Below are 14,477 nucleotides of genomic sequence, written 5' to 3' on the forward strand. Positions count from 1 at the left end.
CGTGACAATGACTCGCGTCCCCCGCGTGACGGTGACCGTCCGTACCGTCGGGAGGGTGAGCGTCCGTTCCGACGTGACAACGACTCGCGTCCTCCGCGTGACGCGAGCCGCTCCTACACCCGTGACGGGCAGGGCGCGGGCCGCCCCCGGCAGGAGCGGGATCAGCGCAGCTTCGGCGGGAACGACCGCCGACCGTCGGGTGACCGTCGCCCCGGTGCCGGCGCACCTCGCCGGTTCGATCGTGAGGACTCCCGTGTCACCCGTCCGCCACAGGATCGCCGTGAGCGTGGGCCGGAGATCCCCGAAGAGGTGACGGCGTGGGACCTGCCCGGTGCGGCGCGGAACGAACTCAAGACCCTCAGCAAGGACAACGCCGAGAACGTCGCGCGGCATCTCGCCATGGCGGCACGCCTCATCGACGACGACCCCGAGCTGGCTCATCAGCACGCGCTGGCGGCATCCCGAAGCGCCGGACGCGTGGGCGTCGTCCGCGAGACCGTCGCCATCACCGCCTACGCCGTCGGTGACTTCGCCCTGGCCCTGCGCGAACTGCGCACGCACCGTCGCATCACCGGGTCCGACGAGCAGCTCCCGCTCATCGTCGACAGCGAGCGCGGCGTGGGGCGTCCCGACCGCGCGCTCGAGGAGGGCCGCGCGGTGGACCGTTCGACCCTCACGGTGCCGGTGCGCGTGCAGCTCGCGATCGCCATGTCGGGAGCGCGGCTCGATCTCGGTGAGACCGAACGCGCCCTGCAGGAACTCGACATCCCCGAGGCCGACCCGGACCGTGCGTTCGAGTGGAGCCCCGCTCTGTTCTCGGCTCGCGCAGCCGTGCTCGAGGAACTGGGGCGCCACGAGGAGGCATCCGAGTGGGAGCGTCGCGCGCAGATCGCCGCCGACGCCCTGGATGCCGCGGCCGGAGTCGCCGACCGCGAGGTCATCGTCGTCGAGGAGATCGACCTCATCGACGACGAGGGCGGCGTGGACGTGGCATCCGGAGTCATCCCCGTGGACGACGTCGACGCCGATGCCGCGGTCGCGTCCGCGGAATACGCGGTCGACGGGTCCGCCCGGAGCGACGTCGACGACCGGTCGGGCGACCGCGAGGACGAGCGGTGATCTTCGGTCGGAGCAAGCCCGAGGCGACCCCGCTCGACGGTATCGATGTCGTGCTCGCCGATCTGGACGGTGTCGTGTACGCCGGTCCCGGTGCCCTTCCGCACGCGGTCGAGAGTCTCAACAGGGCCCAGGCCGAGGGAAAGCAGCTCGGCTACATCACCAACAACGCGTCGCGCACCGATGCCTCGGTGGCGGCCCACCTGTCGTCGCTGGGTCTGCGTGTGCAGCCCTCCGACGTGACGACGAGTCCGCAGGCCGCGATGCGGCTGATGAAGGACCTCGTGCCGGCGGGCTCGACCCTGCTCGTCATCGGAGGCGAGGGTCTCGTCGTCGAGGTCGAGAAAGCCGGCTTCGTCGTCACGCGCAGCGCGGACGACGCTCCGGCGGCGGTCGTCCAGGGCTTCGCGCCCGAGGTCGGATGGGCGCAGCTGGCGGAGGCCGCTTACGCCCTCGCGACGCCCGTCGAAGACGGCGGCATCCCGTGGGTCGCGACCAACACCGACTGGACGATCCCGCAGGCCCGCGGCATCGCACCGGGGAACGGCACGCTCGTATCGGCCGTGCACACGGCGGTCGGTCGCCTCGCGACCATCGCCGGCAAGCCGGAGCGTCCGATCTTCGACGAGGCCGTCGCCCGCACCGGAGCGCGCGCGCCGCTGTTCATCGGCGACCGCCTCGACACCGACATCCAGGGAGCGCGCACGGCCGAGATGCCCTCGGTGCTCGTGCTGACCGGGATCGATCGGCCGAAGCAGATTCTCGCCGCGATCCCGTCGCAGCGACCCGACTACATCGTCGAGGATCTGCGTCAGCTCTTCGAGCCGTACCCCGCGACGATCGTCAAGGGCGATCGCACGCGCGTCGGCGATGCCGTCGTCGAGATCGACGGCGTCGACCTGCGCATCGTGTCGGAGGGACGACAGATCGATCTGCTGCGCGCGGGGGCCGCCGCGATCTGGAACTCGGGCCGTGCGATCTTCGGATTCCGCGTTCCGGAGCGTCTGTACATCGACCCGTTCCGCGTGCGCTGACGACGTAGCATGGCATCCATGTCGGACAGCACCGAGAGGGATGCCGAGCCCGAACTCGTCGACCGGCTCCGCGTGATCGAGGCGCAGCCGCTCGACACCCGTGCGGACGCCTACGCCGCTGTTCACGAGGAGCTCGCCCGACGTCTGGAGTCGGCCCCGACCGACACGTCGACGGCACCGCGCGCGTGAGTCCCCGACTCGACGCCGAGCTCGCCGCCCGCGGACTCGCGAGGAGCCGCTCGCACGCGACCCAGCTCATCGCGGGCGGACTGGTGAGCGTCGACGGTCGCCCCGTGGTGAAGCCCTCCGCGTCGGTCGACGCGTCCACCACCATCGAGGTGGCGGGGGCGGATCACTACGTCAGTCGCGGTGCCCACAAGCTCATCGCGGCGCTCGACGCGTTCGCGATCGCCGTCGGGGGGAGGGTGGCCCTCGACCTCGGCGCCTCGACGGGCGGCTTCACTCAGGTTCTGCGCGAGCGCGGTGCGCGTCCGGTGCTCGCCGTCGACGTGGGGCACGGGCAGTTGTCCACCGTCGTGGCATCCGATCCCGACGTGGTGTCGGTGGAGGGGTATAACGTGCGGTTCATGACCGCCGACTCCCTCGCCGCCGCGACGGGTGTCGCCGAGCGACCCCGCGTGGTGACCGGCGACCTCTCGTTCATCTCCCTCACCCACGTCCTCCCCGCGGTGATCGCGACCGCGGCGACGGACGCCGAGGTGGTGCTGCTCATCAAACCGCAGTTCGAAGTCGGCCGCACCGCGGTGAAGGGCGGGCTCGTCACCGATCCGGCGCTGCGCTCCGACGCGGTGCACGGGGTGCTGTGGGCCGCGTGGGACGTGGGGCTGCGCACCAACGGTCTCATCGCCTCGCCGATCGTCGGAACACACGGCAACCAGGAGTACGTTGCGTGGTTCTCGGCTGCACACGGCAGCGACCCCTCAGAATGGGAGAGCACCGTGACCCGACTGACCGGAAGCCGATGACCCCCAGCGATCGCCGAATCCTCCTCGTCGTCCACGCGCGCCGCGACGACACCGTCCATGCCGCCGAGCGCATCCTCACCGCCGTCCGTGCGGCGGGCGCGGTGCCGGTCGTCTCGGCCGACGACCGCCCCGAGCTCGCGGAGAGACTTTCGCTCGAGGGCGTGGCGACCCTGGGCGTCGATGTCGACATCGACGACGTCGAACTGGCCATCGTGCTGGGCGGCGACGGCACGATCCTGCGCGCGGCCGAGATGGTGCGCGGGGGGACGGCGCCCATCCTCGGCATCAACATGGGCCACGTCGGCTTCCTCGCCGAGATCGAGCGCGACGACATGGACGACGCCGTGCGCCGCGTGATCGCCCGTGACTACACCGTCGAGGAACGCCTCGCGCTCGCGGTGAAGATCCAGGATGCCGATGACCGCGTCATCTACGAGACCTGGGCCCTGAACGAGGCCACCGTCGAGAAGGCGAGCCGCGAGCGCATGCTCGAGGTGGTGATGGCCGTCGACGGGCGACCCCTGTCATCGTTCGGATGCGACGGCGTGGTCATCGCGACCCCCACCGGCTCGACCGCCTATAACTTCTCCGCCGGCGGGCCCGTCGTCTGGCCCAGCGTCGAGGCGATCGCCGTCGTTCCCCTCTCGGCGCATGCGCTGTTCGCGCGTCCGTTGGTCGTCGGCCCCGACGCGAGCGTGGCCGTCGAGGTGCTCGAGCGCACGAGCGGGAGCGGCATCCTGTGGTGCGACGGTCGGCGCTCGCACGAGCTGCCGCCCGGTGCGCGCGTGGTCGTGCGTCGGTCGTCTCGTCCGGTGCGCCTCGCCCGTCTGCACCCCGCCGTCTTCACCGACCGTCTCGTGCGCAAGTTCCAGCTCCCCGTCACGGGCTGGCGCGGGATGCCGGGAGGTGCCTCGTGATCGAGGAGATGCGCCTGCGCGACCTCGGTGTCATCGCCGACGCGACCCTGCCCATCGGTCGCGGGTTCACCGCCATCACCGGCGAGACCGGTGCCGGCAAGACCATGGTGGTGACGGGGCTCGGGCTGCTGCTCGGACAGCGAGCCAATTCCGGCGCCGTGCGGTCGGGGGCTGCTCAGGCCGCGGTCGAGGGCGTCTGGCTCGTGCCCGAGGACGGCCCCGTGGCCGTGCGCGTGCGCGAAGCGGGCGGTGACGTCGAACCCGTCGGCGGCGGCGCGGCGGAACTGTACCTGGGGCGCACCGTGTCGAGCGAAGGACGTGGACGCGCCACGGTCGGCGGTCGCACCGCGCCCGCGGGCGTTCTCGCCGATCTGGCCGACGACCTCGTCGTCGTGCACGGGCAGTCCGACCAGCTCCGGCTCAAATCGTCGGCAGCGCAGCGCGAGGCGCTCGACCGCTTCGGCGCAGAGCCGGTGGCGGCTGCGCGTGCCGCCTACCGCGCCGCGTGGGAGAGCTGGCGGGCGCTGGATGCCGAACTGACGACGTTGACGACCGACCGCGACGACCGCGCGCGCGAGGCCGACCAGTTGCGCGCGGCCATCGCCGAGATCGAATCCGTCGCACCGGTCGCCGAGGAGGACGAGGAGCTCGCGCGACGTGCCGAACGCCTCGCCAACGCCGAAGAGCTGCGCCTGGCGGCCGTCACCGCGCACACGGCGCTCTCGAACGACGACGGGACGCCCGATGTCGTCGCACTGCTCGCCGAGGCGCGGCGTGCCCTCGAGCGCATCGCCGACAGTGACGAGGCATTGGCCGTGATCGGCGAACAGGTGGCCGACCTCGGCTACCGTGCCACGGACGCCGCCGTCGCGCTCTCGGGATATCTGGCCGACCTCGACGAGTCGGGGCCGCACGAACTGGCTGCCGTCGACGAGCGCCGGGGAGTGCTCGCCGGCCTCGTCCGCACTCACGGATCGGTGGACGCCGCGATCGCTCTGCTCGAGACGGGCTCGGCGAGATTGGTCGAGCTCGACGACGACGGCGATCGCGTCGAGCGGTTGCAGATGCAGCGCGATACCGCTGCGGACGAGCTCGACGCCCGTGCCGAGGCGCTCACCGCAGCGCGCCGGGATGCCGCCGAAAGGTTGGGCGCCGCCGTCACCGAGGAACTGCACGCGCTGGCTCTCCCCGACGCGCACCTCACGGTCGAGGTGGCACCCGCCGCCCCGGCGGGGCACGGCCGCGACGAGGTGTCGATCCTGCTGGCCCCGCACCCCGGCGCCGACCCGCGGCCGGTGTCGCGCGGGGCCTCGGGCGGCGAGCTCAGCCGCGTGATGCTAGCGATCGAGGTGGTCATCGCCGGTGTCGACCCGGTGCCGACGTTCGTGTTCGACGAGGTGGATGCCGGCATCGGCGGCGCGGCGGCGATCGAGGTCGGCCGCCGTCTGGCGCGCCTGGCCGAATCGTCCCAGGTCATCGCCGTGACGCACCTCGCTCAGGTCGCGGCGTTCGCGGGAAACCACCTGACGGTGGTCAAGGGCAACGACGGCGCGGTCACGGCATCCAGCGTCCGACGGCTCGAGGGCGCCGAGCGTGAAGCCGAGATGGCGCGCCTGCTGTCGGGGTTGAGCGACTCGGACGCGGCGCTCACCCACGCGCGCGAGTTGCTGGCGACCGGCCGCGCGGTCGGCTGATCCGCGGGCGACGACCCGGGAACGTCACGACTCCGTGACCTGAATGTCGGACGTCGATGCCAGACTGCGGGACCAGCGGAGTGGATCCGCGAGCCCACCGGACAGATGCGACTGATAGGATCGAAGCCCGTGATGCAGACTTCGGACGCGGGACATTCAGACGACAAGACCTTCACGACGAAGCACATCTTCGTGACCGGAGGAGTCGTCTCCTCCTTGGGTAAGGGCCTGACGGCGGCAAGCCTCGGCAACCTCCTGACCGCCCGCGGCTTGCGCGTGGTCATGCAGAAGCTCGACCCGTATCTCAACGTCGATCCGGGAACGATGAACCCGTTCCAGCACGGCGAGGTCTTCGTCACCGACGACGGCGCCGAGACAGACCTCGACATCGGGCACTACGAGCGTTTCCTCGACATCGAGCTGAGCCAGGCGGCCAACGTCACGACGGGGCAGATCTACTCCCAGGTGATCGCGCGCGAGCGCCGGGGCGAGTACCTGGGCGACACCGTGCAGGTCATCCCGCACATCACCGACGAGATCAAGCGCCGCATGCGTCTGCAGGCGAGCGAGAGCCCGCAGCCCGACGTGATCATCACCGAGATCGGCGGCACGGTCGGCGACATCGAGTCGCAGCCCTTCATCGAGTCGGCACGCCAGATCCGCCACGAGCTGGGCCGCAAGAACGTCTTCTTCGTGCACGTTTCGCTCGTGCCGTTCATGGGGGCGTCCGGCGAGCAGAAGACCAAGCCGACGCAGCACTCCGTCGCCACGCTCCGCTCCATCGGCATCCAGCCCGACGCCCTCGTGCTGCGCAGCGATCGACCCGTCACCGAGTCGAACAAGCGCAAGATCGCGCTGATGTGCGACGTCGACGAAGACGCGGTGGTCAACGCCATCGACGTGCCCAGCATCTACGACATCCCGACGATGATGCACGACCAGGGTCTCGACGCCTACATCGTCGACGCCCTCGAGATCGCGAAGGCCGCCGACGTCGACTGGTCGCGCTGGCAGCGCGTGCTCAACGCCGTGCACAATCCCAAGCACGAGGTCACCATCGGCCTGGTCGGCAAGTACATCGACCTGCCCGACGCGTACCTGTCGGTCACCGAGGCCATCAAGGCCGGCGGATTCGGGCAGGAGACGCAGGTCAAGATCACCTGGATCCCGTCCGACCTGTGCGAGACGACCGAGGGTGCGGCCAAGGCGCTCGGCGCCGTCGACGGCATCATCGTGCCCGGTGGGTTCGGCATCCGCGGGATCGAGGGCAAGCTCGGCGCGCTGCGGTTCGCCCGCGAGCAGGGCATCCCCACTCTCGGCATCTGCCTCGGCCTCCAGTGCATGGTGATCGAGTACGCCCGCACGGTGGCCGGCCTCGAGGGCGCCTCCTCCAGTGAGTTCGACCCCGACACCGCGCACCCCGTCGTCGCGACCATGGCCGAGCAGGTCGACATCCTCGAGAGCGGCGACCTCGGCGGAACCATGCGCCTGGGGCTGTACCCGGCCGACCTCGGCGAGGGCTCGCTCGCGGCCGAGGTCTACGGGGCCAACCGCATCTCGGAGCGTCACCGCCACCGCTACGAGGTCAACAACGCCTACCGTCAGCAGCTGAGCGACGCGGGCCTGGTGTTCTCGGGCCTCAATCCCGACCTCGACCTCGTCGAGTTCGTCGAGCTGCCGCGTGACGTGCACCCGTACTACATCGCCACGCAGGCGCACCCCGAGCTGCGCTCGCGTCCCACCGAGCCGCACCCGCTGTTCCGCGGGCTCGTCGGCGCGGCGCTGGAGCGTCACCGCTCGAGCGAGCTGTTCGACGTCGAGGAGGACTGACGTGGAGCAGCTGCGCGACGTAGCCGTCGAGCTCGAGGTCGTCTCCAGCGACCTCGTGTACGAGGGTGCCGTGTGGAACGTGCGCAGTGACACCGTCCGCTACGGCGAGGGCGAGATGACGCGGCAGTACGTGGCGCACCCCGGTGCCGCGGCGGTCGTCGCCATCGACGACGACGAGCGGGTCGTGCTCATCCAGCAGTATCGGCACCCCATCAAAGAGCGCGACTGGGAGATTCCCGCCGGGCTCCTCGATGTCGCCGGAGAGCCGCCGATCGAGACGGCGAAGCGCGAGCTGGCCGAAGAGGTCGATCTCGAAGCCGACCGCTGGCAGCACCTCGTCTCGATGCACACGACCCCCGGCGGCAACGACGAGGTCGTGCACGTCTTCCTCGCCCGTGGACTGCGCACCGTCGAGACCGACTACGAGCGCGAACACGAAGAATCCGACATGCGCGTGGAGCGGCTGGCGCTCGCCGACGTGATCGACGGTGTGCTCGCGGGGCGCCTGCGCAACGGCATCCTGGCCACGGGCGCGCTCGCCGCGGCCGAGGTGCTGCGCCGCGAGGCCGCCGCGCACTGACGTGGAGCTCGAGCGCGCGGTCGAGACGTACCTCCGGCACGTCGCGCTCGAGCGCGGGCTCTCCGATCACACCGTCGCCGCCTACCGCCGCGACCTCGCGGTGTACGGCGAATGGCTCGGTGGCCGCGGCGTGACCGAGGTGGAGGCCGTGACGCCCGCGCTGATCGCGGAGTTCGCGGCCGAACGCGCCTCGGCGGTTCCACCGCCGGCATCCTCGTCCTTGGCGCGGCTGCAGTCGTCGGTGCGGGGCTTGCACCGCTTCCTCGTGCGTGAGGGGCGTGCGGAGGCGGATCCGAGCGGGCGGCTGCGACCGCCCAAGGCCCCGCGGCGGCTGCCGAAGGCGTTGACCATCGCGCAGGTCGACGACCTGCTGGACGCCGCGGGCCCTGCGCCCGGGTCAGCAGACGCTTCCGCGGCGGAACCCGCTGCCGTGCGAGACCGCGCGCTGCTCGAGCTGCTGTATGCGACCGGTGCGCGCGTGTCGGAGATCGTGCAGCTCGACGTCGACGACACCGCCCACGGCGACCTGCTGCGCGTACGAGGGAAAGGCGACAAGGAGCGCATCGTTCCCGTCGGCTCGTACGCGCGCGCCGCGGTGGAGGCGTATCTGACACGGGTTCGGCCGGCGCTCGCGGCGAAGGGACGGGCGACGCCGCGGCTCTTCCTCGGCGTGCGCGGCGCGCCGCTGTCCCGGCAGAGCGCGTGGCTCGTCATCCAGGCCGCCGCCGAACGGGCGGGTCTGACGTCGCACGTGTCACCCCACACGCTGCGGCACTCGTTCGCCACGCATCTGCTGCAGGGCGGCGCCGACGTGCGAGTGGTGCAGGAGCTGCTCGGTCACGCATCGGTCGCGACGACCCAGATCTACACGCACGTCACCGTCGACGCCCTGCGCGACGTGTACGCCACCGCGCACCCGCGGGCGCGGTGAGCGGTGGTGACGGCGGTCGCGTGCCCGTCTTGAGAGACTAGGACGATGACCGCCACGCTCGTCGCCCAGAACCTCTCCGGCGGGTACGGACACCGCACGCTGTTCGAGGGTGTCGACCTCACCGTCGCACCGGGTGACGTGATCGGCGTCGTCGGGGCCAACGGTGCGGGAAAGTCCACGCTGCTGCGGCTGCTCGCAGGCCGTGACGAACCGCAGGGTGGGTCGATCAGCCTCGCCCCGTCGGACGCCTTCGTCGGCTGGCTGCCGCAGGAGCATGAGCGCGTGCCGGGGGAGACCGTCACCGCGTACATCGCCCGGCGGACCGGGTGCGCGGATGCGACGCGCGAGATGGATGCCACGGCCGCGGCGCTGGGAGACCCCACCGTCGCCGGAGCGGACGACGCGTACGCCGCCGCGCTCGAACGATGGCTCGCGAGCGGGGCGGCGGACCTCGATGAACGCATGCCGGTCGTGTTGGCCGACCTCGGACTCGACGTCGGACCGGATGCCGAGATGACGGGGTTGTCGGGCGGGCAGGCGGCCCGTGTGGGATTGGCGGCGCTGCTGCTTTCGCGGTTCGACATCGCACTGCTCGATGAGCCGACGAACGACCTCGACCTCGATGGTCTGGAGCGTCTCGAGACGTTCGTGAAGGGGCTGCGCGGGGGTGTCGTGCTGGTCAGCCACGACCGCGAGTTCCTCGCCCGGTCGGTCACCCGCGTGCTCGAGCTCGACCTCGCGCAGAATTCGCACCGCGTCTACGGCGGCGGGTACGACGCCTACCTCGAGGAGCGCGCGACGCTGCGTCGTCAGGCGCGAGAGAAGTACGAGGAGTACGCCGACACCAAGGCCGACCTCGTATCGCGTGCGCGGACGCAGCGCGAGTGGTCGAGCCAGGGCGTGCGCAACGCGATGAAGAAGTCACCCGACAACGACAAGATCCGCCGCAAGGCCGCGACGGAGTCGAGCGAGAAGCAGGCGCAGAAGGTCCGCCAGATGGAGAGCCGGATCGCGCGCCTCGAGGAGGTCGAGGAGCCGCGCAAGGAGTGGCAGCTCGAGTTCACGATCGGTTCCGCTCCGCGCTCGAGCTCGGTCGTGTCCACGCTCTCGGGCGCCGTGTTCCGACAGGGCGACTTCACCCTCGGTCCCGTCTCGCTGCAGGTCACCGCGGGGGAGCGGATCGGCATCACCGGGCCGAACGGTGCCGGCAAGTCGACGCTGCTGCGTGGCATCCTGGGCCGTCAGACGCCGGACGACGGTACCGCCTCGTTGGGCGCGAGCGTCGAGATCGGCGAGATCGACCAGGCGCGCTCGCTGTTCGTCGGGGAGCGGTCGCTCGCCGAGACGTTCGAGGGGTTCGTGCCGGAGATGAACTCGGGCGAGGTGCGCACGCTGCTGGCGAAGTTCGGACTCAAGGCCGACCACGTCACGCGCGCGGTCGACGGTCTGTCTCCGGGCGAGCGCACACGCGCCGGTCTTGCTCTGCTGCAGGCGCGCGGGGTCAACGTGCTCGTGCTCGACGAACCGACCAACCACCTCGACCTGCCCGCGATCGAGCAGCTCGAGCAGGCGCTCGCGTCGTACACCGGCACGCTGCTGCTCGTCACGCACGATCGGCGCATGCTCGCGGCCGTGCAGACCGACCGACGCTGGCGCGTCGAGGCGGGCGTCGTCACGGAGCTGTGAGGTCGGCTGCGCCGCGCGGGTATGCGCGTGGCGCGGCGGGCGGAGGGGTCACCCAGACGCGGTCATCAGCGAGGCGTATCGCGGGCGATCCCCACCGAGAAACGCTCTTCGCCTGCAGAAACGCGGTGAGACGGCGTTTCTGCGCGCGGATCGCGTTTGTCGCGCCGGACTCAGCGGCCCTGGCGCTTCTTGTAGGGCTTCGGCTGGCCCTTCACGATCGGCGCACGGCCCTTGCCCTTCGAGGCCTTGGCCTTGCCGCCGCCGGGCGCCTTCTGCTTCGGCGCGGGCGGCGGGGCGTCGGCGATGCGGTGGCGCGCCTCGTCGAGCAGCAGGCGTCCCGCGGGGGTGAGTTGGGTGGGCGGAGTCCGCGAGATCACGGACTGCCCCACCTCCTCTTCGAGCTTGTCGATCGTCGTGTACAGCGACGCGAGGGGGATGCCGAGCTGCTCGGCCGCGCGTGGGAAGTGTAGTTCTTCGGCCAGGGCGGCGAACCGGCGCAGATGCTCGAGCTTCATGGCATCCATTCTCCCGTGCGGCCCCGTGCAGCGGCGCACCCCGCGGAGACCACGGCGCGGTCCGCGTCGAGCCGACCCGCGATCGCCGAAACGACACGCGATCCGGCCTGACGGCGGGTTATCTCGAGAAGGTGAGGTCAGTTCGGCGTCGCGGCGTCGCGGCGGCGCGGGTGGGCGGGTCAGGCGGCGGATGCCAGGAAGCGGTCGGCGGTGCGGAGCGACAGGGCCATGATCGTCAGCGCCGGATTGGCGGCGATGGCGGAGGGGAAGACGGAGTTGTCGCAGATCCAGAGGTTCGGGATCTCGTGCGAGCGGCCGTCGGCATCCACGACACCGTCGGACGGGTCGACCGACATGCGACACGTGCCGATCGTGTGGGCCGTGCGGGCCAGCACCATCGTCTCGCGGGCGCCCGCGGCCTCCATCACCCGCAGCATGAAGTTCGTCGCGTGCCGGTCGATCGCCTTCTCGTTCGCACCGGCGGTGAAGGTCACCCGGGCGCGGGGGATGCCGAACTCGTCGGTCTCGTCGGCGAGGGTGAGCCGGTTGTCGTCCGACGGGAGGCACTCGGCGTTGATGCCGATGCCCGCCATGAACCGCGACTGCTCCAGACGCTGCAACAGTTCGGGTCCCCAGAGGCCGCCGCCGCGCACGAGGGTGGTCGAGAAGGTGAGCGGCATGACCCCCAGGCTCTGCACGAGATAGCCTCCGGCGAAGTCGGCATCGGCCGGGCGCATCATGTCCTCGCTGATGAGCGACGAGGGGTAGCCGCGGTGCCCGCGCACCGGCTCGTCGAACCGGCCCCACACCTGCGTCGCGCCGTGCGCGAGGAAGTTCCGGCCCACCTGGCCGTTGTCGTTCGCGAGACCGGTGTGCAGCAGCAAACGCGGTGTCTCGACCCCGCCGCCGGCCAGCACCAGCGACCGGCAGCGCTGACGCACGTCGACGTCGCCCTGGCGGTACACGACCGCCGCGACGTGCCCGCGGGCGTCGAGCTCGATCGCGTGCACCATCGCCTCGGCGCGGATCTCGGCGCCGGCGGCGACCGCCGCGGGCAGGTACGTGTTGGCGGTGGAGGCCTTGGCATCCGTCCGGCAACCCTGGTGGCACTCGCCGCAGTTGACGCACGCGCCGCGCTCGCCGTGGTGGTCCTGCAGCCGCGCCCGGGTGAGGACGGCGGCGGGGGCGTCGGCCCAACGGACACCGAGGGCGTCGCAGCCCTGGGCGACGAGATTCGCGGGCGCGTTGCGTGCGGCGGGCGCGTAGGCGTAGCGGCGGGCCGGATCCCACGGGTACGGGGTCGGCCCCGAGACGCCGATGTCGCCCTCGACGCGCTCGACGTAGGTGAGCAGCTCGTCGGGATCGACGGGCCAATCCCGGCCGACACCCGACTCGGTGCGCAGCGCCAGGTCGTGGCGGTCGGGGCGCGGGGTGAACGCCCCCCAGTGCAGCATCGAGCCGCCGACGCCGCGTCCGCTGTTGTTCGGACCGAACGCGGTGGGGTCGTCGCCGCCGCTCAGGCGCTCCGACATCCAGTTGATCTCGACGGCCTCGGTCTCATCGGGGGTGAGGTCGTCGAGGGCGAAGTGGCGTCCGGCCTCGATGGCGACAACGGTGAGGCCCTTGCGTGCCAGTTCCGCGGTCAGCGGGGCGCCGCCGGCGCCGGTTCCGATGACCACCACGTCGACGGTCTCGTCGGTGCCGAACGTGCGCATCTGCTCGATGTTCATGCGGAATCTCCTGTCGTCACGGTGCCGCCGACACCGGCCGGTTCCCAGTCTTCGCGGCGACCCAGCCGCAGTTCGACGAACCCGCGGATCGGGGTGCCGCCGGTGGCGAAGCCGTCGTAGCCGATGCGGGCCATGCTCGCGGGGTGGGCGAGCCACTGCCGGACGAGGTCGTTGCGGACGTCTTCGAGCCAGATCTTCAGCCGCGCCGCGTCGAGGGCGCCCCTGGCATCCGTCGTCCCCTCGATGGCGGCGCGCAGCACGTCCTCGCGCTCGGCGGGGTCGGTCGGCCAGACCGCTGCGAGCGTGTCGAGGCCGGCGCGGTACGCCTCGGGGTCCGGCGGCAGATCCGCGCTGCGCCACCCGTCGCCCTCGCCGCGGGCGAGTTGGGCGTCGACGCGGGCGGCGACGTCGATCGCGGCGTCGTCCTGCGGAACCACGAGGTCGGCGACCTCGCGCAGCAGGGTCAACTGAGCGACATCGAGCACCTCGGGGGCGTACCCCCGGTCATCGGGGACGGCGCGGCGGTTCAGGATGCCGCGCACGCGGGCGTCGACGCGGTCACCGGCGATGAGAGCCGCCCAGTCGTCGGGCACGCTCGGCCCGAGCAGCACCTCGTCGTCGACGAAGCGGGCGATGGCCGCGGCCGCCTCGGCGGTGCGTTCGAGGGGGATGAGGTGACCGGTGTCGTCGAGCGGGACGAACCGCGCACGGGGATACACGGATGCCAGAAGTCCGGGCTGTGCCGACGCGCCCAGGTCGTCGTCGTCGGTGCCCGCGAGGACGAGGACGGGCAGGTCGAGCGTGCCGACCTCGGCTGAGGCGTCGAGACGGCTGCCGGTATCGAGCCAGGCGCGCCACGCGTCGGGCGAGGTACGGCGGAGATCGGCCACGGCGTTCGCGTGAGCGGCGGGGTCCAACCTCTCCGCGGTGTTCTGATCGAGGAAGGTCTCGGCATCCTCGTCGGACAGGGGCCCCTCGGCCACCCACGACAGCATGCGTTCGCGGCGCTCCTCGGACATCGGCTCCGGGCTGGGCGGCGACGGCGCCATGAGCACCATGCCGGCGAGCCCGACGAGCGGCGCGTCGCCGCGCAGAACGCGGGATGCCACGAGCGCGGCGATCTTGCCGCCCATGCTGTGGCCGCCGAGCATCCACCGGCCACGGGCACGGTGAGCGAGGTGGTCGACGACATGCGCGACGGTCGCGGCGACCGAGGAGTCGGTCATGGATGCGGCGGAGCCGAATCCCGGGAGGTCGATGCCCTCGACACGCACCCGGCCGTCGAGACGCTCGGCGAGACGGTCGAAGGAGCCGGCACTCGCCCCGAGGGCGTGAAGCGCGAACAGGGTGACGGGCGCCCCGCCCGTGGCGGTGGCGTTCTCGGTGGGCATGCACTCACGCTCGCTCACCGGGCGGCGTCGCCAGGGCCGCTTGCGATCCGAGACGATTTGCGCAAGG

General features: G+C 71.5%; 13 protein-coding genes. 10 read left to right on the forward strand and 3 right to left on the reverse strand.

Annotation, left to right across the window (positions count from 1 at the left end; translation table 11 throughout):
• The first annotated feature begins 309 nt into the window (after positions 1–309).
• The 10 genes from AS029_RS16450 (at position 310) to AS029_RS16495 (ending at position 10,774) form a co-directional block, all read left to right on the forward strand.
• Positions 310–1,119: a hypothetical protein gene (locus AS029_RS16450; RefSeq protein ID WP_323339902.1), complete on the forward strand. Its 810-nt coding sequence runs from the start codon at positions 310–312 to the stop codon at positions 1,117–1,119.
• On the forward strand, positions 1,119–2,150 hold the full coding sequence (locus AS029_RS16455) for an HAD-IIA family hydrolase (protein WP_058233711.1): 1,032 nt from the start codon (positions 1,119–1,121) through the stop codon (positions 2,148–2,150). Before AS029_RS16450 ends, AS029_RS16455 begins: the two co-directional genes overlap by 1 nt.
• Before the next feature lie 18 nt (positions 2,151–2,168).
• On the forward strand, positions 2,169–2,339 hold the full coding sequence (locus tag AS029_RS17740; RefSeq protein ID WP_167345296.1) for a hypothetical protein: 171 nt from the start codon (positions 2,169–2,171) through the stop codon (positions 2,337–2,339).
• Entirely contained in the window at positions 2,336–3,136 is an 801-nt protein-coding gene (locus AS029_RS16465; protein ID WP_058233684.1) for a TlyA family RNA methyltransferase, read from the forward strand. Before AS029_RS17740 ends, AS029_RS16465 begins: the two co-directional genes overlap by 4 nt.
• Positions 3,133–4,053, forward strand: a complete 921-nt coding sequence (locus tag AS029_RS16470) for an NAD kinase (RefSeq protein WP_058233685.1) — start codon at positions 3,133–3,135, stop codon at positions 4,051–4,053. Before AS029_RS16465 ends, AS029_RS16470 begins: the two co-directional genes overlap by 4 nt.
• Positions 4,050–5,747, forward strand: a complete 1,698-nt coding sequence (recN, locus tag AS029_RS16475) for a DNA repair protein RecN (protein ID WP_058233686.1) — start codon at positions 4,050–4,052, stop codon at positions 5,745–5,747. The genes AS029_RS16470 and recN overlap by 4 nt, the downstream gene beginning before the upstream one ends.
• Before the next feature lie 132 nt (positions 5,748–5,879).
• A complete protein-coding gene (locus tag AS029_RS16480; protein ID WP_058233687.1) occupies positions 5,880–7,577 on the forward strand; it encodes a CTP synthase in 1,698 nt (565 codons plus the stop codon).
• Position 7,578: 1 nt separating this feature from the next.
• Positions 7,579–8,157, forward strand: a complete 579-nt coding sequence (locus AS029_RS16485; protein ID WP_058233688.1) for an NUDIX domain-containing protein — start codon at positions 7,579–7,581, stop codon at positions 8,155–8,157.
• 1 nt (position 8,158) lies between these two features.
• The gene (xerD, locus tag AS029_RS16490; RefSeq protein WP_058233689.1) at positions 8,159–9,088 is read left to right on the forward strand and encodes a site-specific tyrosine recombinase XerD; all 930 of its coding nucleotides are present in this window, start codon (positions 8,159–8,161) and stop codon (positions 9,086–9,088) included.
• A 45-nt stretch (positions 9,089–9,133) separates the two neighbouring features.
• Positions 9,134–10,774: an ABC-F family ATP-binding cassette domain-containing protein gene (locus tag AS029_RS16495; RefSeq protein WP_058233690.1), complete on the forward strand. Its 1,641-nt coding sequence runs from the start codon at positions 9,134–9,136 to the stop codon at positions 10,772–10,774.
• Between the two features lie 170 nt (positions 10,775–10,944).
• Here the strand turns inward: AS029_RS16495 and AS029_RS16500 are convergent, their stop codons facing one another.
• From AS029_RS16500 to AS029_RS16510, 3 genes are all read right to left on the reverse strand, one after another.
• Complete coding sequence (locus tag AS029_RS16500; protein ID WP_058233691.1) at positions 10,945–11,289, reverse strand: LysR family transcriptional regulator; 345 nt, start codon at positions 11,287–11,289, stop codon at positions 10,945–10,947.
• Positions 11,290–11,468: 179 nt separating this feature from the next.
• On the reverse strand, positions 11,469–13,019 hold the full coding sequence (locus tag AS029_RS16505; RefSeq protein WP_058233692.1) for a GMC family oxidoreductase: 1,551 nt from the start codon (positions 13,017–13,019) through the stop codon (positions 11,469–11,471).
• Entirely contained in the window at positions 13,016–14,410 is a 1,395-nt protein-coding gene (locus AS029_RS16510) for an alpha/beta hydrolase (protein WP_074615994.1), read from the reverse strand. The genes AS029_RS16505 and AS029_RS16510 overlap by 4 nt, the downstream gene beginning before the upstream one ends.
• Between the last annotated feature and the right edge of the window lie 67 nt (positions 14,411–14,477).

The sequence above is a fragment of the Microbacterium enclense genome, from assembly GCF_001456955.1.
GTDB classification, from domain to species: Bacteria; Actinomycetota; Actinomycetes; order Actinomycetales; family Microbacteriaceae; genus Microbacterium; species Microbacterium enclense.